The 22731-nt window shown below is 72.3% G+C and carries 21 protein-coding genes; 9 read left to right on the top strand and 12 right to left on the bottom strand.

Translation table 11 applies throughout. The features are described from left to right. Positions 1-63: 63 nt before the first annotated feature. From C6Y14_RS01055 to C6Y14_RS01035, 5 genes are all read right to left on the bottom strand, one after another. The gene (locus C6Y14_RS01055) at positions 64-2355 is read right to left on the bottom strand and encodes a 2-dehydropantoate 2-reductase (protein ID WP_107014505.1); all 2292 of its coding nucleotides are present in this window, start codon (positions 2353-2355) and stop codon (positions 64-66) included. After that, on the bottom strand, positions 2352-3170 hold the full coding sequence (locus tag C6Y14_RS01050; RefSeq protein WP_107014504.1) for an SDR family NAD(P)-dependent oxidoreductase: 819 nt from the start codon (positions 3168-3170) through the stop codon (positions 2352-2354). Before C6Y14_RS01050 ends, C6Y14_RS01055 begins: the two co-directional genes overlap by 4 nt. After that, on the bottom strand, positions 3170-4501 hold the full coding sequence (locus C6Y14_RS01045; RefSeq protein ID WP_225890820.1) for an MFS transporter: 1332 nt from the start codon (positions 4499-4501) through the stop codon (positions 3170-3172). The genes C6Y14_RS01050 and C6Y14_RS01045 overlap by 1 nt, the downstream gene beginning before the upstream one ends. Then, the gene (locus C6Y14_RS01040; protein WP_107014503.1) at positions 4498-5475 is read right to left on the bottom strand and encodes a polysaccharide deacetylase family protein; all 978 of its coding nucleotides are present in this window, start codon (positions 5473-5475) and stop codon (positions 4498-4500) included. The genes C6Y14_RS01045 and C6Y14_RS01040 overlap by 4 nt, the downstream gene beginning before the upstream one ends. 130 nt (positions 5476-5605) lie before the next feature. Beyond that, the gene (locus tag C6Y14_RS01035; RefSeq protein WP_107014502.1) at positions 5606-6616 is read right to left on the bottom strand and encodes an Lrp/AsnC family transcriptional regulator; all 1011 of its coding nucleotides are present in this window, start codon (positions 6614-6616) and stop codon (positions 5606-5608) included. A 258-nt stretch (positions 6617-6874) separates the two neighbouring features. On the opposite strand from C6Y14_RS01035, the gene C6Y14_RS01030 reads away from it, so the two are divergent. After that, positions 6875-7783 carry an NAD-dependent protein deacetylase gene (locus tag C6Y14_RS01030; RefSeq protein WP_107014501.1) on the top strand — a complete coding sequence of 303 codons (909 nt, stop codon included), beginning with the start codon at positions 6875-6877 and terminating at the stop codon, positions 7781-7783. A gap of 72 nt (positions 7784-7855) precedes the next feature. Here the strand turns inward: C6Y14_RS01030 and C6Y14_RS01025 are convergent, their stop codons facing one another. Both C6Y14_RS01025 and C6Y14_RS01020 read right to left on the bottom strand, forming a co-directional pair. Further along, on the bottom strand, positions 7856-8758 hold the full coding sequence (locus C6Y14_RS01025; RefSeq protein WP_107014500.1) for a TIGR03619 family F420-dependent LLM class oxidoreductase: 903 nt from the start codon (positions 8756-8758) through the stop codon (positions 7856-7858). A gap of 212 nt (positions 8759-8970) precedes the next feature. Further along, a complete protein-coding gene (locus C6Y14_RS01020; RefSeq protein WP_107014499.1) occupies positions 8971-9894 on the bottom strand; it encodes an alpha/beta hydrolase in 924 nt (307 codons plus the stop codon). 223 nt (positions 9895-10117) lie between these two features. Between C6Y14_RS01020 and C6Y14_RS01015 the strand changes: the two genes are divergently transcribed. After that, positions 10118-10975 (top strand): helix-turn-helix domain-containing protein, encoded by an 858-nt coding sequence (locus tag C6Y14_RS01015; RefSeq protein WP_107014498.1) that lies wholly within the window; start codon positions 10118-10120, stop codon positions 10973-10975. Positions 10976-11070: 95 nt separating this feature from the next. Here the strand turns inward: C6Y14_RS01015 and C6Y14_RS01010 are convergent, their stop codons facing one another. The 4 genes from C6Y14_RS01010 to C6Y14_RS00990 all read right to left on the bottom strand — a co-directional run bounded on the left by C6Y14_RS01010 (position 11071) and on the right by C6Y14_RS00990 (position 13922). Continuing rightward, positions 11071-11289: a hypothetical protein gene (locus tag C6Y14_RS01010; protein WP_107014497.1), complete on the bottom strand. Its 219-nt coding sequence runs from the start codon at positions 11287-11289 to the stop codon at positions 11071-11073. Between the two features lie 699 nt (positions 11290-11988). Further along, on the bottom strand, positions 11989-12789 hold the full coding sequence (locus tag C6Y14_RS01000; protein WP_107014495.1) for a thioesterase family protein: 801 nt from the start codon (positions 12787-12789) through the stop codon (positions 11989-11991). A gap of 64 nt (positions 12790-12853) precedes the next feature. Continuing rightward, positions 12854-13180 carry a branched-chain amino acid transporter permease gene (locus C6Y14_RS00995; RefSeq protein ID WP_107014494.1) on the bottom strand — a complete coding sequence of 109 codons (327 nt, stop codon included), beginning with the start codon at positions 13178-13180 and terminating at the stop codon, positions 12854-12856. Then, entirely contained in the window at positions 13173-13922 is a 750-nt protein-coding gene (locus C6Y14_RS00990; protein ID WP_107014493.1) for an AzlC family ABC transporter permease, read from the bottom strand. The genes C6Y14_RS00995 and C6Y14_RS00990 overlap by 8 nt, the downstream gene beginning before the upstream one ends. A 62-nt stretch (positions 13923-13984) precedes the next feature. On the opposite strand from C6Y14_RS00990, the gene C6Y14_RS00985 reads away from it, so the two are divergent. Beyond that, positions 13985-14443: an Lrp/AsnC family transcriptional regulator gene (locus C6Y14_RS00985; RefSeq protein ID WP_107014492.1), complete on the top strand. Its 459-nt coding sequence runs from the start codon at positions 13985-13987 to the stop codon at positions 14441-14443. Between the two features lie 82 nt (positions 14444-14525). Here C6Y14_RS00985 and C6Y14_RS00980 read toward each other — a convergent pair whose 3' ends face one another. Next, positions 14526-15161, bottom strand: coding sequence for a M23 family metallopeptidase (locus C6Y14_RS00980; RefSeq protein ID WP_107014491.1), 636 nt, complete (start codon positions 15159-15161; stop codon positions 14526-14528). A 210-nt stretch (positions 15162-15371) separates the two neighbouring features. On the opposite strand from C6Y14_RS00980, the gene C6Y14_RS00975 reads away from it, so the two are divergent. The 6 genes from C6Y14_RS00975 (at position 15372) to C6Y14_RS00950 (ending at position 22660) form a co-directional block, all read left to right on the top strand. Continuing rightward, positions 15372-17582, top strand: coding sequence for a sensor histidine kinase (locus C6Y14_RS00975; protein ID WP_107014490.1), 2211 nt, complete (start codon positions 15372-15374; stop codon positions 17580-17582). 14 nt (positions 17583-17596) lie between these two features. Then, on the top strand, positions 17597-18274 hold the full coding sequence (locus C6Y14_RS00970; protein ID WP_199854583.1) for a response regulator: 678 nt from the start codon (positions 17597-17599) through the stop codon (positions 18272-18274). 153 nt (positions 18275-18427) lie between these two features. After that, positions 18428-19138 (top strand): SDR family NAD(P)-dependent oxidoreductase, encoded by a 711-nt coding sequence (locus C6Y14_RS00965; RefSeq protein ID WP_107014489.1) that lies wholly within the window; start codon positions 18428-18430, stop codon positions 19136-19138. Continuing rightward, positions 19135-20382 carry a lycopene cyclase family protein gene (locus tag C6Y14_RS00960; protein ID WP_107014488.1) on the top strand — a complete coding sequence of 416 codons (1248 nt, stop codon included), beginning with the start codon at positions 19135-19137 and terminating at the stop codon, positions 20380-20382. Before C6Y14_RS00965 ends, C6Y14_RS00960 begins: the two co-directional genes overlap by 4 nt. Next, positions 20379-21110 (top strand): class I SAM-dependent methyltransferase, encoded by a 732-nt coding sequence (locus C6Y14_RS00955; RefSeq protein ID WP_107014487.1) that lies wholly within the window; start codon positions 20379-20381, stop codon positions 21108-21110. The genes C6Y14_RS00960 and C6Y14_RS00955 overlap by 4 nt, the downstream gene beginning before the upstream one ends. 53 nt (positions 21111-21163) lie before the next feature. Then, positions 21164-22660: an FAD-dependent oxidoreductase gene (locus C6Y14_RS00950; protein WP_107015111.1), complete on the top strand. Its 1497-nt coding sequence runs from the start codon at positions 21164-21166 to the stop codon at positions 22658-22660. Positions 22661-22731: the final 71 nt, after the last annotated feature.

Raw genomic sequence — 22731 nt, 5'->3', positions numbered from 1 at the left:
AGTCCTGCTCCGCCGCGAAGACGAGTGCGCTTCGCGGCGGGACAGGACATGGATCGGGCAGGGCTAGCCGGCGGCCAACGACACCAGCACCGTGGCCGCCAGCGCGGAACGCGCGACCATGCCGGACACCGAGGTGTTCTCCGAGCGGGCGTGGGCGCCCGAGCCGACCGCCCCGATGCCGTCCAGGACGGGCGTCCCCGCGGCCACGACGAAGTTGCCGTCGCTCGCCCCGCCCACGGACGCCTCCCGCAGGTCCTCCCCGAGCAGCGCCGCGCACCGGCGCGCCAACTCCCCGAGCGCCGCGACCTGTTCGGTCCGCTCGAAGACGGGCCGGTTCCAGTCCCCGGTGATCTCCACGCGCGTGCGCGGATCCACCGGGCGCAGCGCGGCCAGGGCCTCGCTGATCCGCTGCTGCTCGGCCGCCGAGGCGACACGGACGTCGATGCGGCCGACGGCGCGTCCCGCGGTGACGTTGCTGCGGGTGCCGCCCTCCACCACGCCCACGTTGAGCGAGGTGCCCGCGTCCGGGGCACGCAGTGCGGCCAAGTGCAGGATCTGGTGGGCGAGTTCGTCCACCGCGCTCGCCCCGGCGGTGGGGTCGAGTCCGGCGTGGGCCTCGCTGCCGGTGACCGTCAGGGTGAACAGGCCCACGCCCTTGCGGGCCGTCTTGATCGCGCCGTCCACGGCTGCCTCGAAGACCATGGCGAGCCTGCTGCCGTGCGACTCGGCGACGATGGCCTCGTGGGAGGCGAGGCTGCCCGTCTCCTCGTCGCCGTTCAGCATCAGGGTGCAGGCGGGCCTCGGCAGGCCCAGGGCGTCGAGGGCGCGCAGGGCCCACACCGCCTGGACGAGACCGGCCTTCATGTCGAACACGCCGGGCCCGCTGATGTGGTCGCCGTGGCGCCGGAAGGGCCAGTCGTCGAGGGTGCCGGTCGGCCACACGGTGTCGTAGTGGCCGAGGAGCAGGACAGGCCGGCCGTCCTCGGCGACGGCGTCCCGGGCCGGATAGCGGCGTACGAGGATGTCCCCAGCCCCAGCCCCAGCCCCCGTTCCCGTTCCCGCGCGGGGAAGGATCTCCTCGGCGTCCGGTGTGCCCAGGCGCCGGTCGAGCCAGTCGCGCAGCCATCCCAGGCAGGCACCGAGGTCGGCCGGATCGTCGCTGGCACTGCCCTGGGAGGTGTACGCGTCGAGGTCGGCGACCATGTCCTCGCGATGCTCGTCGAGCCAGCGCCGGACCGCCGCGGCCTGTTCCGCCGCGGGCAGCCGGCCGGGCATCGCGGCCGGGGCAGGGTGGTTCGGCTCGTCCAGCTGCCCGGGCGCCGCCTGCCCGGCGAGGCGGTCCAGCTCCTCCAGCCGTCCCTCCGACATCCCGTCCGGGGCACCCTCCAGTGAGCGCAGACCGTCCATGACGGTGCGCAGCAGCGGCGTGGGGAGTCCTTCGCGGGCCGCGTGGTCGAAGACGTCGGCGTAGTGCGTGGTCACCTCGACGGGCCGGTGCCGTACGGCGAGGTCGCGCCAGATGCCGCTGCGGTCCTTCGCCTGCGTACGCAGCCACGCGCTCAGGCGGTCGAAGGCGGTGCCGCGTTCCGCCGGATCCGTACCCTGCCGGAACGGGAGGGGGTCGAAGGCGTCGAAGGCCTCCAGGGTGACGCCGAGCCGGTCGGACACGGCGAAGATCTCACCGGTCAGTCCGGCCATCGCGGGCCGGTGCCGGTCGATCAGATCGGCCATGGGGGCGTCGGCGAGGGCGGTGGCGGCGAGCATCGCACCGAAGCCGGCCTTCGCCCACAGATATCCCTCGACGTTGTCGCTGGCCACCGCCGGACCCCAGCTCTGCAGGTCGGCCACGACCGCACGGACGCGGGGGCTGACCTGGGCGCCGCCGGGCTCGCCGATGACGAGGGCTCCGGCGCCGCCGTCGAGGACGACACCCGGTTCGACCACGTCGGCGAAGATGTTCACGAACGCGGCGACGGTCCGATGGGCACCCACATACCGCGCGATCAGGCCCTCGTTGAAGCCGTTCTGCAGCGAGACGACATATCCCTCCGGCTCCAGACGGGGCGCGATCCACGCTGCCGCCGTACCGGTGGCCTGCGCCTTCACGGCCAGCAGGACCCGTCCGAGGGTGCCGGTGAACTCGTCCGGAGTGGCGGCGGAGACCGGCACGCTCGTACGGGACCCGCCGTGGGCGACGACGAGTCCGCGGGCGCGGATCGCGGCCACGTGCGCGGGGTCGGTGTCGACGACGGTGACCGGATGCCCGGCCCGCGCGAGGGCGAAGGCGAGCGTGCCGCCGATCGCGCCCCCGCCGACGACGGTGTACGCGGCCCGCTCCGGGGAGGGGTCGGTCATGAGGGGAGTCCTTCCGTGAGGGCGGCCGGGATCGCCGGGTGCGGGGTGGCGCGGGTGTCGCCGGGCTGCCAGATACGGGGCAGGTGCAGTGCGCCGGTACTGGATCCGCCGTCCACGCGCAGGACCTCCCCGGTGATCCAGGAGGCGTCCGGGCCCGCGATCCAGCACACCGCGCGGGCGATGTCCTGGGGGCTGCCCGGGCGGCCGAGCGGGTTGCCGCCGATGGCCGCGGCGTACTCGACGGAGACGGGATTGCAGTCGCTGGACACCTGGACGAACCCGGGGCTGACCGCGTTGACGCGGATGCCGTGCTCGCCCAGCTCCAGGGCGGCGGCCCGGGTGGCCATCTCCAGCGCGGCCTTGGAACTCGCGTACGGCCCTCCGCCGGGGCGGGCCCGCAGCGCGGAACCGGAGGAGATGTTGACGACCGAGCCGGGCCGTCCGGCCGCCATGGCGAGCCGCGCGAACGCGGCGGTGGCGAGCACGGGGGCGCGCAGGTTCACGGCGAACAGCCGGTCCCAGGCGGCTGCCTCGACCTGAGCCATGTCGAGGGACGGGTACACACCCGCCGCGTTGACCAGGACGTCCACGGGACCGTGCGCCGCCCAGACCGCCTCGACCAGGGCGGCGGGCGCGTCCGCGTCGGTGAGGTCCGCGGTGTGCGTCGCCGCGCCGCCGCCCAGCCGTGCCGCGGTCAGCTCCAACGCCTCCGGATCGCGGTCGGCGAGCGTGAGCAGGTCGCCCCGTGCGGCGAACTCCTCGGCGATCGCCCCGCCGATACCGCCCGCGGCACCGGTGACGAGCACGTGCGCCATCAGTCGAACTCCTTGTCCTTGGTCTCCGGCATCGTGAGATAGACGACGAGGGAGATGAGGGCGGCGCCGGAGACGTAGATCCACAGCAGGTCGCTGTGGCCGTTCTCGTGCATCCAGGTGGTCAGGTAGGGGGCCGTGCCGCCGAAGACCGCGACGGCGAGGGCGTAGGGCAGGGCGATACCGGTGGCGCGTACCTCCGCAGGGAACTGCTCGGCCATGATGACGGCGCAGTTGGCGGAGTAGCCGAGGATCAGCAGCATGCCGACGAGCTGGACCAGGAACAGGCTCAGGAAGCTGCCGCTCAGCAGGTGCAGCAGCGGCCAGGCCAGGACGACGAAACCGCCCGCGAAGGCCGCCATGGTCGGCTTGCGCCCGATCTTGTCCGAGAGCAGCCCGACGAACGGCAGCGCGACCACGAACACGACCAGACACAGCGTCTGCGACAGCAGAGCCGTCTTGAGCGGGATGCCGGTGGTCAGATTCGCGTACGTGGGCAAGTAGTTGACCCAGATGTAGTAGGTCAGCGTGCCCGCGATCGTGATGCCGGCCACGCGTAGGGTCGCGGCCGGGTGCTCGACGAACATCGTCTTGACGGGGTTGGTACGGGTGCGGCCGGTGTCCTGCGCCTGGGTGAAGGACTCGGTGTCCTCCACCGTCACGCGCAGCCACAGTCCGACCAGGCCGAGGAGCCCGCCGAAGACGAACGCGGCACGCCAGCCCCAGGAGTGCACGGCGTCGTCACTGAGCGTCGAGGTGGTGAGGGTGCCCAGGAGCGAGGCGATGAGGACACCGCCCGCGACCGACACCTGCTGCCACGACCCGGCGAACGCGCGCCTGCCGCGGGCCGCCGACTCCACGAGGAAGGCGGACGACGAACCGAACTCGCCACCCGCGGAGAAGCCCTGTACGAGCCGGGCCAGGAGCAGGATCAGCGGCGAGAGGACGCCGATGGTGTCGTAGTTCGGGGTGATCGCGATCAGGAAGCCGGCGCCCGCCATCAGCGCGACCGTGAGCGTCATGCCCTTCTTGCGGCCGTGGCGGTCGGCGTAGGCACCGAGGACCGCGGCACCGACCGGGCGCATCACGAAACCGACGGCGAACACGGCGAGCGTGGACAGCAGCGCCACCGCTCCGTCGCCCTTGGGGAAGAACTCGTCAGCGATGATCTTCGCGAAGATCGAGTACAGGGCCCAGTCGACCCACTCGACGGTGTTGCCGATGGTGCCGGCGACGATCGCCTTGCGCTGGGCACGGCTCAGTCTGCCCGGGGCGGGGGAGTCGCCGCCCTTGGACAGGGGACCGGCGGGTGGTGTGGCGGATCCGGTGGTCATGGCGTCTGCTCCGGGGCGTCGGGGACGGAACGGGCGGTCGTCTGGTCGTTTCCGACTGCGGCCCCGCTGTCCAGCACGGCACGGGCCGTGTCGGCGAGCTGGGCGTGTGTGGCGTACCAGACGTCGGAGTGGGCGGCGATGTGGTCGAGGAGTTCGCGCAGCGCCACCAGGCGTGAGCGGTGCCCGATGACGTGCGGGTGCAGGGTGAGCTGGAAGACACCGCCGTCGCGGTACGCGGCGTCGAATTCGTCGGTCCAGATCTCCAGCACGTCGCCCGGGCGGCTGTGCGGGCGGACGGAGCCGTAGCGGTCCATCGTGAAGTACGGCGCGTCGTCCCGGATCCAGTCGACGGGGATCTCGACCAGACCGGTGGGCCTGCCGTCGGCGACGATCTCGTACGGTTCGTCGTCGGCCATCAGCGAGGAGTCGTACGCGAAGCCGAGTTCGAGCATGATGTCGAGCGTCGAGTCGGAGAAGTCCCAGGACGGCGTACGGATACCGACGGGCCGCTGCCCGGTCAGCGTGGTGAGGGTGTCCAGGGCGCGTGCGGTCAGCTCCCGCTCGTCGGCGCGGCCCAGCAGCATGTTGCGCTCGTGGATCCAGCCGTGGACGGCCAGCTCGTGCCCGTCCCGGGTGTAGGCGCGCGCCTCCTCGGGATGGATCAGGGCGGAGACCGCCGGCATGAAGAACGTGGCGGGTACGCCGTACCGGGCGAGGAGACCGAGGATCCGGGGCGCGCCGACGCGGGCGCCGTACTCGCCCTGGGCCAGGCGGCCCGGGCTGGTCTCGCCGTCGCGCAGCGGGATCGTCTCGTGGTCGGAGTCGAAAGAGAGCGCGACCGCGACGCGGGCGCCGCCGGGCCAGCGGTCGGGGACCAGCCGGCGTCCGGCGCGCACGGCGTCGAGGTGGCCGCGCCAGGTCGGTTCGGTCCAGCGCCAGCTCTCCGCGGGCAGGCCGGAGTCGTCTGTGGGCATGGTGACTCCACGGGAATCGGGGACAGGAGACGGGAAAGGGGGACAGAGCAGGAAAGGGGACAGGACGGGGAAAAGTGAGGGAGCGGGGTGTGTGTGGAGGCGGCGGGTGCTCGGCCGGGCGGGTGTCCGCTCAGGCGGCGGGGCGGACCATGCGGTGCCAGGAGTACTTCATGGTGACGAGGTGCAGGGTCACGTCGGAGGCCAGCAGGCCGGGCAGTGCCCCGATGACGTCGCTGGTGTAGCGGAAGAGGTCGGCGCGGCGGGGGAGCACCATGTGCCCGACCAGGTTGAAGCGTCCGGTCGCCGCCCCCAGGAACTTCGTTCCCGGATGCCCGGCGAGCTGCCGTCCCGCCGCGTCGAGCCGGTCGGGCTCGATCGACAGCCAGACCATGAACTCCGCGTCGTACCCGATCAGAGCCGGTTCGACCAGGGTGCGGAACTGCAGGATGCCGCGGGCGATCAGCCGGTCCATGGCCCGCGCGACGCTGGACTCGGTGTGCTCCAGGTTCCTGGCCAGCGTGCTGACCGGGGTGCGGCCGTCCTCCTTGAGGGCTGCCACGACCGCCAGCTCCAGGGTGGTGAGCGCCTGGGGTGTGACGTCCCAGTCGGCGCGGTCGCAGGACGACGCCAGGGAGTCGGGCCGCAGATCGGCGGCCGCCTCGGTGGGCAGCAGCCCGGTGTCCCACATGGACGCCGAGGTGAACGCGCGGATGACCGGTACGGCCTCGGTGCTGGTGATGAGGTCGGCCGCGGGCAGGTCGGTGAACAGGATCCGCATCATCTCCTCGTTGTCGCGGGCCACGAAGTCGACGATGAGGTCGGCGGCGCCGGTGACGACGGCCACGAACCGCACGTCCGGACTGTCGGTGAGCCGGTCCGCGACCTCCAGCCCGCGTCCTGGCCTGGCCTGCACCCGGACGAGCATGGAGGATCCCTCCCGCGTCCGGTCCAGTTCCATGGTCCCGACGACCCGCAGCAGCCCGCGCTCGCGCAGGGCACGGTAGCGCCGCTGGGCGGTCGTCTCGCTGGCGTCCACCCACCGTGCCACCGCGCTCCACGGGGCACGACCGTTGAGCTGGAGCGCGGCGATGATGCGCCGGTCCAGATCGTCGATGGTGTCCACGGGGGCTCGGTGGTTCATGGCGCCGACGCTAATGAGCACCGCGGCCGCCGTCAATGAAGGAATCCTGCATCACCCCTGGTCAAGGCCGTGTCATCCAGCAGCCGGGGGATTACGGAGGTGTAAAGGACGCAGTTGGGGCCCGTGCCCGCCCATGGCCGGAAGACGACGGATTTCGCCACCGCGTGTCTGAAAAAGTTCATCGGGAGTCTGCCTGCGCGGTCCGCCCGGTGGACGTGACCGCGCGGCGAGACGGTGACGGTTGCCTACTCTGGTGGCATGCGCATGCGCCCCACTCTGAGCTGGACCCCGCCCGAAGACCTGCCGCCCGGCACCACGGATCCGCAGCCGGTCGCCGACGCGCTGCGCCGGGGCGGTGTGCTGGTGCTCAGTGGAGCGGGCATCTCCACGGAATCGGGCATCCCCGACTACCGGGGCGCGGGCGGGAGCCTGAGCCGGCACACCCCGATGACCTACCAGGACTTCGTCGGCGGTGCGCAGGCGCGCCGCAGGTACTGGGCGCGCAGCCACCTCGGCTGGCGTACGTTCGGCCGGGCCCGCCCCAACGCCGGGCACCGGGCCGTCGCCGCTTTCGCGCGGCAAGGCCTGCTCGCGGGTGTGATCACGCAGAACGTCGACGGTCTGCACCAGGCCGCGGGCACCGAGGGTGTCGTGGAGCTGCACGGAAGTCTGGACCGGGTCGTCTGCCTGTCCTGCGGCACCTTCAGCCCGCGCCGCGAACTCGCCCGCCGGCTGGAGGAGGCGAACGCGGGCTTCGAACCGGTGGCCGCGGCGATCAACCCCGACGGCGACGCCGACCTCACCGACGAGCAGGTCGGGGACTTCCAGGTGGTGCCCTGCACGCGCTGCGGCGGCATCCTCAAGCCGGACGTGGTGTTCTTCGGCGAGTCCGTGCCCGTCGCTCGGGTCGAGCAGTGCCGCGAACTGGTTCGTGCGGCCACCTCTCTGCTGATCCTCGGCTCCTCGCTGACGGTGATGTCCGGGCTCCGCTTCGTCCGCCAGGCGGCGCAGGACGGGAAGCCGGTGCTGATCGTCAACCGGGACGCGACCCGGGGTGACGTCCACGCCGTCACCCGGATCGCACTCCCGCTGGGGACGACGCTGACCACCGTGGCCGACGGTCTCGGCATCCCGGTCGAGGGCGAGGCGGCGGCCGGGATCGGGTGACGGCCGAGCCGTGACGGCACGCCCCTCGGTGAGCCGTGTCCCCGCGGGTGCGACGAGGACACGGGGCCCGACTCAGCCTTCGTTCACCAGGGAGAGGATCTCGGTGGCCAGCTCGATCGAGTCCTCGACCGTGTCGGCGGCGTAGAGGGAATCGATCATGAAGTGGTCGATGCCGGTGCGCTGGTGCACCGACTTGATGGTGTCGACGACGTCGGTGGTCGGGGTACCGGAGTCGATGTTGACGCGGAGGACCGTGCCGATGTCCGCCGGGTCGCGGCCGGCCTCCTGGGCCTGGCCGTCGATGAGGGCGCGCTGCGCGACGAGTCCGTCGATGTCGACGTAGCTCGGCACCACGCACAGCGGCAGCCAGCCGTCCCCTCGAAGGGCGACCCTGCGCAGGGCACGCTCGGACATCGCTCCCAGGTAGACGGGCGGACGCGGGCTCTGGTGGGGCTTGAGCGGGGCGTGATGGAGGGGCACGGTGAGGTGGCTGCCCTTGTACTCGGCCGGGTCGGTGGTCCATATGGTGTCCAGGACGTCGAGCAGCTCCTCCATCCGCGCGCCGCGCTTGTGGAAGTCCAGGCCGGCGGCCTCGTACTCCTCGGGGGACCAGCCGATGCCGAACCCGGGCAGCAGACGTCCTTCGCTCACCAGGTCGAGGGTGGTCAGCGAACGGGCGAGCTGGACCGGCGGGTACAGCGGCGCGATCAGTACGTGCATACCCAGCTGTACGTGTTCGGTGACGCTCGCCGCCGCCCCCAGCAGCACGAACGGGTCGGCGGCCGGGTTGAGTTCGGCCGGAATGGTGTTGCCCTGACCGCCGTAGCCGACCTTCGGGGACACCGCGGCCAGATTGCGGTCACCGACCCACAGGCTCGCGGCGCCGGCCTGCTCGACCTCACGGGCGAAATGGGCGATGCGGGAGACACCGAAGGCCTGCTTGTGGAACTGGGGGAGTGCGAAGCCGATCTTCATGTTCTGTCTTTCCTTGCTGAGACACGGTTCCGGGCAGGCCGTCGGCCGCCCGATACGGTCGGGCGCCCGGCGCATGACCACCGGACGTCCGTCGCCAAGTCGGCGCACCCACAAGGTAGTTGTGCGAACAACCATCTGGCGTGAAGGCGCGCCGTGGGCGTCTCTTCGCCTCTTGTCGGGCGAGGAGAGGACGGCCGTAGCCGCGCCGCTCGTCAGTCGGTGGTGAGGTGGGTGGCGTAGAAGTCGGTGAGCTTCTCGACCGCGGGGTCGATGTACTCCTTCTTGTCGTAGAGGTCGACATGACTCGCACCCTCGATCCAGTGGATCTCCTTGGGGCCGGTGGCACGCTGGTGGGCCTCGACGGCCATCCACGCGGTGACGGCGCGTTCGCCGATGATCTGGAGCATGGGACGGGGTCCGATCAGCGGGACGGAGAAGAACGCGTCGTGGAGGGCCATCCGGTCGATGCTCTCCCAGGCGAGGGTCCTGGCGGAGCGCTCGTGCATGCCCCGCGGGGTGCAGTAGTACTCGAAGCCCTCGACGCCGTGCTCGCCTCCCAGCGCGCGGGCCTGCTCGGCGGTCTCGGGGAACATGGTCATCGCGCCGGGGTCCTCGCCGCGCGCTGCGGCGCTGCGAGCCGCCGCCGCAGCGTCCAGCAGGGAGCGGAAGACCGCCGGGTCCTGGGTGCCGTCGGCGCCGAGACGGAACTGGCGGGCGGGCTCGGCGGTGGACACGGTCGCCACGGCCCTGACGCGGTGGTCGCCGCCCGTGGCGGCCAGCGAGTAGCTGCCGGAGGCGCAGATGCCCAGCAGCCCGATGCGATCGGCGTCCACGTCGGCGCGGGCGGTGAGGTACGAGACGGCGGCCTTGAAGTCCTCCACCCGCTGGGCGGGGTCCTCCAGGCCACGGGGCAGACCGCCGGACTCGCCCTGGCAGGCGGCGTCGAAGGCCAGGGTGACGAACCCGCGCTCGGCCATCCGCCGCGCGTACGTGCCGGAGGTCTGCTCCTTCACACCGGTACCGGGGTGACCGACCACGAGCGCGGGCCGCGGACCCGGCACGGGCGTGCCGGGGGTGTAGAGGTGGCCTGCGATCTGGATGCCGGCGCTGTCGAAGCTGACGGTGGTCCTGGCCATGACGAACTCCCTGAGACGGTGACGAGGTGTCGTGACGCACCGGCACGGGGGACTCGGGGTCCGCCTCTGCCGGGCGACACCTCCGCGTTCCGCCTCCTGCCGGGCGACACCTCCACGTTCCGTCGTTCGCCGCGCGCGCGGGAGAGCCAGGTTTCTGCCTGGGAAAGAACGTGCCCCCTCACCCATGTGCCGTGGCCGTCGCCGCACAGCGACACTGGGGAACATGACTTCGGACTCCGACTCCCGGGCACTGGGCGTCTTCCTCAAGGCCCGCCGGGCCCAGCTGACACCGCGGGAGTGCGGCCTTCCCGAGACGGACTCCGCCCGCAGGGTCACCGGGCTGCGCCGCGAGGAGGCCGCCAGGCTCGCCGCCATCAGCGTCGACTACTACACGCGGCTGGAGCAGGGCCGCGTCCGGGCGTCCGTGCCCGTGCTGACGACCCTGGCCCGCGCGCTGCGCCTCGACGACGACCAGCAGAAGTACCTCTACGAGCTCGCAGGCCGCGCCGACGCCCACCCGCCCCGCCGCCGGCCCGCCCAACGCCTGCGTCCGGCCATGCGACGCCTGCTCGACCAGCTCACCGGGACCCCCGCGCTCGTCCTGGGCGAACGCCTCGACATCCTGGCCTGGAACCCCGCCGCCGCAGCCCTCTACACGGACTTCGCGGCCGTCCCGGCCAACCGGCGCAACTACCTGCGACTGCTCTTCACCCACCCGGTGGTCCGGCAACTGCACCTGGACTGGGCCCACGACGCCCGGGATGCCGTCGCCGCACTGCGTATGGAGGCCGCGGGTCACCCCGACGACCCCGACCTCGCCCGACTCGTCGGCGAACTGTCCCTCCAGGACGCCGACTTCCGTAGATGGTGGGCCGAACACCGTGTCAACAGCGCCGCCTACGGCACCAAGCACTACCGTCACCACCTGGTGGGCGACCTCACCCTCGACTGCGACACCTGGGCCGGCCCTGACGGCTCGGGCCAGCGCCTGATGGTCCTGACCGCCGAACCCGGCAGCCCTTCCCATGACTCCCTGCGCATCCTCACGTCATGGACGACCCGGCAACCGAGCGCCGACTGAAGCAGCAAGGCGGGCCGGGCCGGTGCTCCCGACGGGAGCACCGGCCCGGCCCGGCACCATGTGTCACTGGTTTCCAGCACACCCCCGGCAGGGGGTCAGTCGTCCTTCGACGCGGTCCTCGGGTCTTCGTGGGCGGCGGGCTGCTCCGGCTCGGCGTCCTCGTCCGCGAGGTCATCCGGGTCCGTGGGACCGCTGTCCCGTGCGACGGGAGGCGTCGGCACCGGGATCGTCTGCGGTTCATCGGAACCGGGGCGGACGCTCGGCTGGGATCCGGGCGCGTGGTGCGTGTGCGAGTCGTCATCATGCTTTGTCATACACCCCATGTTCCCGCTGTTCCCCGTCGAATGCCTGCGGGCGGACGACCGAGGCTCCCGTACGGACGCGGGCGCACACGTCTCAGCCGTCCGACGGTGCTGGTCGCGTGCGGTGGACCGTCAGGTCGCCGTTCAGGACCGCGTGCACGGTGCCGTGGTCCTGCGCGTGGTTCTCCTGACGGTTCGTGGCGGCGGAGGGAGGCCCCGGCGGGGGGCAGCCCGGCGATCGCGGACCGCGGTTCGACGGCGGCGTCCGGGTGGTCCTCCAGCAGGTCCCGGAGCCGCAGGCGCCAGGCGTGGCGGGCGTCGCCCGGTTCACGCTCGTTGCCCGGCAGGTCGGCGATACGCCGCAGGTCGTCCGGATGCCGGGCCGCAGCCTCGGTACGGCCGGGATCGCCGCGGCCCGGCAACCTGGCGAAGCGCTCGCGGGCGCCCTGCCAGGCGTCGGCGGAAGCGGCGTCGACCGGGGCGGCGGCGCCGGCCGCCCGTACAGCTTCGGTGGTGGGGTGATCGGCGACGAGGCCCCCGCCGGCCGAGACCGTCGCGTGAGGGGTGGCGCGCGGGAAGTCGCGACTGCACACAATCCGCGAACCGGCGGGCCTTCTCCGCACGGTCGGGGTCGTCCGCGACGGCGGCCCGTCCCAGGGGCCGTCGCGCGCCGGGCCGGGTACGGGCACGGCCGCAGTTGACCCCGCCCGATCAGGAGGGCTGAGGGCGGATCGTCAGGATCTGCTGGGCGTGTCCGACCGGGCCGGCCGTGTCGTGGAGGACGGTGCTGGTGACGCCCTGTCCCGTGGGGCCGAAGACGACGGTGGTGTCCAGGCCGGTCCAGCGGCCCTCGGGCCGGCGGTGGAGGTGGACGGTCAGGTCCACGTTGGGGAACATCCAGGCGCTGGGCGGCCGGCGTACGGCGATGCCGTTGGCGGTGTCGACGAGGGCGACGTACGAGGCGAGCGGGCTGACGGGCTCACCGGCGACCAGGTCCAGGCCGGTGGTGAGCCACACGGTCGCACGGCCCGGCTCAGGGGGCGCGACCGGCCGGACGTCGAGGGAGGCGATGTAGCCGCCCGGCCACACCGAGGTCAGCGGCCAGGAGCCGAGCGCATCGGGCGGTGTGAGCCGGTCGCCCGCGCCGCCCGCGACGGCGGCGGTGTCCCCGGACGCGAGGAGCCAGGCGCGCGCCTGGACGACGGGGCGGCCGGCGATGTGAACGACGGCCTCGACCAGTTCGATGGTGCGGCCCGGCCGAAGGGTCCCGATCCGGATCTCGCACTCGTCGAGAGCGAGGCGCCCGAGAATGTCGAAGCTGATCCGCGACAGTACGAGGCCGTTGTCCCGGCCGCGGTCCCGATCGCGGGCCAGGTGGCGGTCGAGAGCGTGGACGACGAGGCCGGCGAGCGGGCTGACGTGCATCTCGTCGGCGTCCCACGCTCCGCCCGCGTGCGGGGTGGGCTTGTAGCGGTGGTCGTCGATGCGTTCGAAGTAGCTGCCGGTGTTCAACGGGCGTGTTCCTTACGAGCAGTGCGGACGGGGGAGGGGAGGGGGGGACAGGGTGGTCGACGGCTCAGGTGAGGAGGGCGCTCGTCAGCAGGACATGGACGGCGGTGCCGCCGAGGATGCTGAGCAGCGCGTTGCGGCGCCACAGGTGCAGGCCGACGGTGACGGTCAGCGCGGCGAGCGGGGCAACCGTACGGGCCTCGGTCATCGGAAGGTCGGGGAGACAGTAGACGACCAGGATGATCATGACGCCGGCCGGCATGCGCGTGCTCAGGTACCGCACCGTACTGCTGGCCCGTAGCGGGGCGAGCGCGGCGAACGGCAGGGCCCGCAGCGCCCAGGTGACGGCGGCGGTGACCAGGACGGCGGCGACGGCGTACTCGGTGTCAGGCACGGCTCGGCCTCCCGGTGGTCATCAGCCGACGGGCCATGAGGAGCGAGGTGAACAGGGCGAACGCGACCAGCAACATCTCCCCAGGGAAGAGGACCCGGGCCACGAGGGCACTCAGGGCGGCGAGCAGCGGGACCGGCAGGTCACCGCGCAGCTCCCGCAGGGCGTCGAGGGCCAGCACGGTGAACAGAGCGGTCAGAGCGAAGTCCAGACCGGTGACGCCCTCGGGGATGAGAGAGCCGAGCAGGGCTCCGGCCACCGCGCTCCCGGCCCAGTACAGATGCAGGTAGCACTGCATCCACAGAACGCGCGGACCGGGCCAGGAGCGTGCTTGCTCGGTGGAGGCCAGCGCGTACGCCTCGTCGCACAGCGCGAAAGTGCTGTACGCCTTCCCGAGGCGGCCCTCGACCCGGTGCAGGGGGAACGACAGGGCGTAGAAGACGTGCCGGAGATTCACCATGAGCGCCGCGACGGCGACCGACGCCAGCGGAGCCACCGCGACGACGAGGCCGATCAGCAGGAACTCGAACGAGCCGCCGAAGGCGACCACGGCGGACAGGCCGGCCCACCACCAGCCGAGACCCGACTGGACGACCAGTGCACCGAAGGCCAGACCGAGCGGTACGAACCCCAGACCCACGGAGAGCGAGGCACGGAAGGCGGCTCGCGCCTCGGACGGTGCCCGGCCCACGAGGCCGGGGTCAGGTCGCACCGCAGGAACGGCGTCGGCAGGACGTATTCGCATGGAGACATTTTAGGCAAGAAGTGACCTTATTTGGTTGCGTATCATGGCTGTAGGGTCGCAGAGTGAGCAATGAAGTGGTACTCGATTCGACAGACCGTGAAATTCTGTTTCACCTGCGTGAAGACGGCCGCCTGACCAACGTCGAGCTCGCCAAGCGGGTCGGTCTCACCCCGCCGCCGTGCCTGCGCCGCGTCAGGCGTCTGGAGGAGGCCGGTGTCATCACCGGATACCGGGCCCTGATCGATCCCGCCACCCTCGGCCGCGGCCTGGAGGTCCTGATCGACGTCGAGATCTACGCCAACGACCGCAAGAGCTTCGAGGACTTCGAAAAAACCGTCGCGTCGTACGAGGAGGTCATCGAGTTCCGCCGTATGTACGGCCGGCCCGACTACTTCATCCGCGCCGCCGTCGCCGACCACGCCGCCTGCGAGGCGTTCCTCACCGGCAAGCTCGCCGGGCTTCCCGGCGTCCTGCGCTTCACCTCCCATCTCACGATGAAGACGATCAAATCCGTCGGCTGAAGCGGTTCGGACGCGGGCCGGGGGCCCCGAGGCGGGGCCCCCGGCGGGTCGGCCGTCGACAGGTCGGCCGACGGCCGCGCGGCTACGGCAGCGTCCCCTCCGCCTCCGCCGCCTGTTCCTGCGCCGCCTGCTCCTCCTCCTCGATGTCGCTTCCCGTGCTGCCGCAGGGACCGGCGGCGGGCACGTCACCGGCCGCCTCGGCCGTGTCGGGCTCATCCACCAGGTCGGCCAGGTCGGCCAGGTCGATCAGGCCGGTCGGTTCGGTGAGGTCGGCCGTCGCGGCCGTCTCCGGCAGTTCGGCGAGCGCCGTGGCCACCGGCGGGTTGCCCCGCAGCAGCGGCCGCGGGTTCACCGAGGCGCCCGAGCTGTTGCGCCCCCTGCGTACCTCGAAGTGGAGGTGGGGGCCGGAGGAGTTGCCGGTGTTCCCGGACAGGCCGATCCGCTGGCCCGCCACGACCCGGGCCCCCAGTGCGGCCTGGCGCAGGGAGAGGTGCGCGTAGACCGTGAACGTCCTGTCGGCGTGGGCGACGACGATGAAGCGGCCGTAGGAATAGGTGAGATCCACCGACTTGACCACCGTGCCGGCCGCCGAGGCGAGGATCGGGGTGCCGTGCGGGGTGCGGTAGTCGATCCCCGTGTGGTGCCGGCGGTAGTCACTGCCGGTGAAACCGCGGACGATTCCGTAGGTGCCCCGGAAGGGCGTGTACAGCGTGGGCATGGTGGCCTCCGGCCGGTAGGGGGCGCTCCTGCGGTGGCGGGCGCCGTGGGTGCTTCGTGATCCACGGTGCTGCGCCCGCTGTCCCGGGCGCCTGAGCCCGGCGCCCCGATGTCGCCCGGCGCCCGGTCCCGGTCGTGCGCGCCCTCCCGGCGCTCCCGCAAGCACCGTGAGGGTGGATTACCGGTAGCTGTGCGTAGGCATGACTACGGAGTGTCATCACATTCTCCGGGCGGCCCACCCGCCCCACCGGACGAGGACGTTCGGCCCGCCCCCGCGCCACTGCGGCCTGCCCCGGCGCTCGCCGCCCGTGGCCCCCTCGTCGACCGCTGCGCGCTGGGCGTCTGCGTCGCGCTCGTCGCCGCCGCACTCGTGCTGATCGCGACGACGGGCGACCTCGGTCAGTTCGCCCACAAGGAGTGGAGAGTCGGCCGCAATCTCGCCCTGGCCTGCTGCTTCCTCGCCTCCGGTCTTGTGGTGCTACGTCGTTCGGACACGCTCGCTCCCCTGGCGCGGTGCCTGTTCGCGGTCTCCGCGGCCACGGGCCTGTTCACCGTCGCGGTGATGCTGCAGCGGACGTCTCCCGGACTCGGCGGCCTCGACGGGGTGGGCGGGCACCTCCACATCGGTTGGCAGCGGCTGATCATGGGAGTCGCCGTCCTCGGCCTGCACGGAACCCTCGCCGTGCTGCCCCTGTGGTTCCCGGCCGGTGTCGGACCCGCGCGCGGCTGGCGCTTCGCCGTGACCGCGATGGCAGGCGTGTACGCGCTCTACCTCGCACCCATCGCCTGGTACGGGCTGCGTTCGCGCGACGCGGCGTGGTCCAACGCGACCGTGGCACGTCATCTGCCGTGGTGGGAGGCGATCACCGAGCCGGTGATCTGGATGCCGCGGCTCTTCGCCGTCGCCGTGCTGGCCGATCTGGGGTGGCGGATGTGGCGGGCCGGCGGTCTGGCCCGTCGCCAGCTCGCGGTCATGACCGTCTGCTACGGCGTCTACTGGGGCGTCCAGATCGCCGACAAGGCCCAGGAGTTCGGCCAGGGCGGCGACCCGCCCCACTGGATGTACCTGCTGATGCTGGGTCCGGCCTCCGCCGCGCTCGCCCTCGGCACCGTGACCGCTGTGGTACCGCACGACCTGACCGCGCTCGACCGCGTCCTGCGCCCCGCGCTCGTCGCCCTCGCGCTGGTCCTCGGGCTCTTCTACTGCTACCGCGGGCTCTACGAGATCCTCTCGACGCTGCCCGGCAGATCCCAGGTCACCGATGCCGCGCTGGCCTCCGCCCTCGCCGCCCTCGCCCTGCGCCCCGCGGCCACTCTCCTGCTGCGCATCGTGGACCTGCTCTTCTACGGCCGCCGCGCGAAACCGTACGAGATGCTGCACGCCCTCTCCGACGGTCTGGCCCGCCGCATGCCCGCCGACGAGGTCGCCCGGACGGTGTGCGACACCGTCGTGACCCGGCTGGGCATGCCGGGTGCCGTGCTGTGGGCCCACACCCGGCACGGGGACACGGAACTGGCGCGCGCGGGCGTTCCCTTCGACCCGGACGAGGCCGCGCCGCACCACGTCGTCGAACTGTCCCACCAGGGCGAGACCGTGGGCCGGCTGGGCGTGCTGCTGCGGCCGGGGCAGCGCCGCCTCGACACCCATGACGCGGCCGTACTCGATGTGGTGGGCGGCCAGTTGGCGCCACTCGTCCAGGGTCTCGGTCTGCGCGAGGAACTGCGCGCCAGCCGGGAGCGTGTGGTGGCCTCCAGGGAGGAGGAGCGCCGCAGGATCCGCCGTGATCTGCACGACGGGCTCGGCCCCACCCTGGCAGGTGTACGGCTTCGGCTGGAGACAGCGGCCGAACAGGTCGGTTCGGCGGGCGAGGAGCAGATCAGGGGCCTGCTGCGGGACGCGGGCGCCGACACCCTGCACAGCATCACGGAGGTGCGCCGGCTGGTGGACGGGCTCAGACCACCGGATCTGGACGAGCACGGACTGCCGGAGGCACTGCGACGGTTGACGCTGCGGGCCGCGCACCCGGCGCTGCGCGTCGAGGCCCGTATTCCGGACGTGGTGCCGGGGCTCGCGGCGGCCTGCGAGGTCGCCGCCTACCGCATCGCCGCGGAGACGCTGACGAACGTCGTCAAGCACGCCCGGGCGTCCACCGCCGTGCTGAGCCTTGCGGTGGACGACCAGCACCTGGTCCTGGAGATCGTGGACGACGGCATCGGCATCGGCGTCGGCATCGGTGTCGGGTACGGGATCCGGGACGGGACCAGGGACGTCGCCGGGGACGGCAGACGGTCCGGCGGTGTCGGGCTGGGGTCCATGGCCCAGCGGGCCGAGGAGATCGGCGGCGCGCTGACGACCGGGGCCCGCGACGACGGGGTGCGGGGCACCCGGGTGTACGCCCGACTGCCCCGCACACTGGACTGAGCGGCGGTACGGCGATGGCCCTGCGCGTCGTGCTCTGTGACGACCACCCGGTCTTTCTGGACGGCATCACCGCGGCCCTGTCCGCCACCGACGACATCGACGTGGTCGCCACGGCCGCCACCGGTGAGGAGGGAATCCGGCTCGCCACCGAACTGCGTCCCGATCTCGTGGTGATGGACCTCGGACTGCCCGACATGAGCGGCCTCGACGCCATCCGCCGACTGCCCGGAGTGCCGGTCCTCGTGCTGTCCATGTCCGAGGACGACCCCACCGTCCTGGCGGCTCTCAAAGCCGGGGCCCGTGGCTATCTGGTGAAACTGGCGGGCCGCTCGGAGATCCTGTACGCGGTCCGGACGGTGGCCATGGGCGGTGCCGTGTTCAGCGGAAGTGTCGCCGACCGGCTCACGGCCTTCCTCACCCGGCCCGCAGGACCGGCCGCCCCCTGCGCCTTCCCCGAACTGACCGACCGGGAGCGGGAGATCCTGGACCTGCTGGACCTGCTGGACCTGCTGGCCCGGGGGCACAACAACCAACGGATCGCACGGAGCCTGTTCCTCGCGGAGAAGACGGTCCGCAACCACATCTCGCACATCTTCACCAAGCTCAGCGTCCGCGACCGGGCCGAGGCGGTGGCCCGCGCACGGAACGCCGGGCTGGGGGAGGATCCGGGACGAAAACAGACACAGCAGTGATGCCGCCACTCGTGCGGGGCGACGCGCCGAGCGACATCGTTTGCGGTTGACTTCGATTGATCCTTGTCCGGCGCATCCATGGGCCGCCGGCGCACGGAACCACTGGTGTGAGAGGGGGTGCGGCCTGCCTGCCTCGTGATCGGGAGAAGAGACGTGGAAATCAACGGCGCGCGGGTGCTGGTGGCCGGAGCCACCGGTGTCCTCGGCGGCGCGCTCACCGCGGAGCTCGTGGGCCGCGGTGCGCGCCCGGCCCTCGCAGGACGGGACCGAGCCCGCCTCGCCCGCGCCGCCGAGGACTGCCAGGGCGCTCCGACCGTCCTGTTCGACGCGTACGCCCCCGATTCCTGCGCCCGCGCCGTGGCCTGCGCCGTGGACGCCCTGGGCGGGCTGGACGCCGTGGTGACCGTCTTCGGGACGGTCGCCTTCGGAGAAGCGGCGGTGGTCGGTGACGAGGTCGCCGAGCATGTGATGGCGGTCAACGTCCTCGCCCCCGCGGCCTTCTTCCGTGCCGCCCTCGCCATCATGCAACCCGGCTCCATGATCGTCGCGTTCACCGGTGTGGTCGCCGAGCGCCCGCAGGCGGGAATGGCCGACTACAGCGCTTCGAAGGCCGCGCTGAGTGCCTGGCTCGGCGCCGTGCGCCGCGAGGCGCGTACCGCGGGCATCCGGGTCCTGGAGGTCCGGCCCGGACACCTGGACACGGGCTTCGCCGACCGTGCCGTCGTGGGCACGCCCCCGCCGCTGCCCGCGGGAGGCGATCCGCGTGACGTCGTCAGAGCTGTCGCGGAGGCGATGGCGGCCGACGCCGAGCTGCTGCGCACGGCTCCTGACGGAACACCGCTCGTCGAACGGCGCGCCCGGTGACCCGGCGCTCCGACGTTCCGGCTCCGGACGTTCCGGACGTTCCGGACGAGCTGTCCGACGTGATCATCGTGGGCGGCGGCGCGTCCGGACTCAGCCTCGCGCAGCGCCTGGTGACGGCCGAATCCATGACCGTGACCCTGGTGGAAGCGCCGGACGGTCCGCTGCGAGCGCCCGAGCGGACCTGGTGCTACTGGGACGCGGACACCGGTGAACTCGACGAGGCGCTGGCCGCCTCCTGGTCGAGGCTTCGTATTCACGGCGCCGACGGGGGCGTGATCACCGTGGATCCCTCCCCGCTGCGCTACCGCATGCTCCGTTCCACGGACTTCGAGCGATGGGCGCACTCCAGGATCGCCGGGTCGCCCGGTGCGCGCATCGTGCGCGCCACGGCGGACACGGTGCGCGACACCCCTGGGGGAGCGGAAGTCAGGTGCACGGCCCCCGACGGCAGCTCTCTGACACTCCATGCCCGCCATGTGTTCGACTCCCGGCCCCTGCGGGCCCTGCCGCCGGCCCGGACACAACTGCTGCAGCACTTCCGCGGCTGGTTCGTGCACACGGACACGGACCGGTTCGATCCGGCGGTCGCGGACCTGATGGACTTCCGGGTGCCACAGCCGCGCCACGGCCTCGCCTTCGGATACGTACTGCCGCTCGCGCCGGACCGTGCGCTCGTCGAGTACACCGAGTTCTCCCGGACCCCGCTGACCCGTGCGGCGTACGAGTCGGCGTTGGGGCACTACAGCCGGGAGATCCTCAAGCTCGGTGCGTTCACCGTCGAGAGGGCGGAGCAGGGGGTGATCCCCATGACCGACGCGCGCTTCCCGCGCCGGATCGGCACAGCCGTCTCCCGGATCGGGACGGCCGGTGGCGCCACCCGCCCGGCGACCGGTTACACCTTCGCCGCTGTGCAGCGGCAGAGCCGGGCCATCGCCGCCGCCCTGCGGGACGGCCGTGCGGTCGCGCCCCGACCGCACGCGCGGCGCGTACTCGCCATGGACGCGATCCTGCTGCGGGCCCTGGACACCGGCCGGATCGACGGCCCCGCCTTCTTCACCGGCCTGTTCCGCCACGTTCCGCCGGAGCGGCTGCTGCGTTTCCTGGACGGGCGCACCTCACCCTGGGAGGAGTGGGGCATCGGACTGCGCACTCCCGTGGGCCCCATGCTCCGGACGACCGTCGAACTCCCCTTCCTGCGGCGCCGAACCCACCCAGTCCCACACATCAAAGAGAGCCACCGATGACCCTCCTGCGTGACCACGACCTGGCACTCGCCTTCGACCACGCTTCGCACAGCTACGACCGCCTCACCGGCCTCAACCCGGGATACCGCACCGATCTTCTGCGTTCGGCGCGACGGCTCCGGCTGCCCCGGGACGGCGCGGGTCTGCACGTGCTCGACCTGGGGTGCGGAACGGGAGCCTCCACCCGGGCCCTTCTCCGGGCCGCTCCCCGCGCCCGGATCACGGCCGTCGACGCGTCGTCCGGCATGCTGGCTCGCGCACAGTCCAAACCCTGGCCCGACCGCGTGCGCTTCCAGCACATGACAGCCGAGGCGCTGGCCGCCGCGGACGAGGGGCCATACGACGCGGTGTTCGCCGCCTATCTGCTCCGCAACGTCACGGACGCGGACGCCGTTCTCAAGACCGTTCGGAGTCTGCTGCGTCCGGGCGGACGGCTCGCCGTCCACGAGTACAGCCTCAGCGGTTCCGCGGTCCACCGCGCCCTGTGGACGGCGGTCTGCCGCGGCGTGATCATGCCCGCGGGGACTGTCAGCGGTGACCGCGACCTGTACCGCCACCTGTGGCGAAGCGTTCTCGACTTCGACACCGTCCCCGAGTTCGGCGACCGACTGCGAGGCACCGGATTCTCGGCCGTGCGCGCCCTGCCCGTCGCCGGCTGGCAGACCGGGATCGTGCACACCTTCCTTGCCCAGGAGGGCCCGGCGGCCACTACGGAGTACGCACGGTGAACGAGCCGCGACAGGTAGCCCGGCGGGGCCGGGACCGCAAGGCCGAGGTCGTGATGCCCGCGCCCGGCCTGAAACGGTTCGCCTCCGCGGACACCCCGAGTGTCGCCGTGATCGGTGGGGGAATCGCCGGCCTCGCCGCAGCCACCCTGTTGGCCGAACGAGGGGCCCGCGTGACCCTCTACGAACGGGAGGAGTCCCTCGGCGGCCGGCTAGCCGGCTGGCAAACCCGTCTGGCCGACGGCGGCGAGGCCACCATGAGCCGGGGCTTCCACGCCTTCTTCCGTCAGTACTACAACCTCCGTGGACTGCTGCGGCGAACGGATCCGGCCCTCGACCGACTCCGGCCGCTGCCCGACTACCCGCTGCGGCACAGCGGCGGGCTGACCGACAGCTTCGCCCGCGTACCGCGCACACCACCGCTCAGCGCCCTCGGCTTCGTCGCCCTCAGCCCCACGTTCGGCTGGCGCGACCTCGCCGCGATGGACGCCCGAGCCGCGCTGCCACTCCTCGACGTCCGCGTCCCCGAGGTCTACGAGCGCTTCGACTCGGTCAGCGCGACGCACTTCCTCGAAAGCGTCCGCTTCCCGGAAGCGGCGCACCATCTGGCGTTCGAGGTGTTCTCCCGCAGCTTCTTCGCCGATCCACGCGAACTGTCCGCCGCGGAACTCCTCCTGATGTTCCACATCTACTTCCTCGGTTCGTCCGAAGGCCTGCTCTTCGACGTACCGACCGCTCCCTTCCCCCAGGCGCTGTGGGACCCGCTCGGCGCGTACCTCCGGAGCCTCGGGACACAGGTCCGCACCGGCACGGCGGTGCGCGCCGTCCAGCCGCGCGACGGCGGGGGAGTGGACGTGCGGACGGACACCGCCGTGGACCGTCATGAGGCGGCGGTGCTCGCCCTCGACGCCGGCGCCCTGCGCGGACTTGTCGCGGCGTCACCCGACTTGGGCACGGCCACCTGGCGCGAAGACGTCGCCGGCCTGCGCACCGCACCGCGGTTCCTTGTCTCGCGGCTCTGGCTCGACCGCCCGGTGCGCGCCGACCGCGCCGCGTTCCTCGGCACCAGCGGCTACGACGGCCTCGACAACATCAGTGTCCTGGACCGCTACGAGGACGAGGCGGCCCGATGGTCGTCCCGTAACGCCGGCTCGGTGGTGGAACTGCACGCCTACGCCGTTGCGGAGGACGCGCGGCCCGACGCCGTACAGGCCCGGCTCGTCGACCGGCTGCACCAGGTCTATCCGGAGACACGCGGGGCACGGATCGTGGACGCCCGGCACGAATGGCGGTCCGACTGCCCGCTCTTCCCGGTCGGTTCCCATGCCCGGCGGCCCACCGTGACCACCCCGCACCCGCAGGTCACACTCGCCGGTGACGCGATCCGCTGCGACCTGCCCGTGGCCCTCATGGAACGCGCCGCGACGACCGGATTCCTGGCCGCCAACGCCCTGCTGGCCGGGTGGGGAGTCCAGGGCCAGGTGCTGTGGACGGTGCCCCGGGCGGGCCGTTCGCCCGTACTGCGGGCGCTCGGCAGGGTCGGGAGCCGCTGAGAGCCCGCTCCTCGGGAAGCCGTCGAAGACGCCCGTGCCGGAAGGACGTGTCAGCCCGGAACCAGCCCCGG

Origin of the sequence: Streptomyces dioscori (genome assembly GCF_003024195.1) — a bacterium.
Classification (GTDB): domain Bacteria; phylum Actinomycetota; class Actinomycetes; order Streptomycetales; family Streptomycetaceae; genus Streptomyces; species Streptomyces dioscori.
Note: the sequence above shows the minus strand (reverse complement) of the source record. Positions and strands in the feature narration are given on the sequence as shown.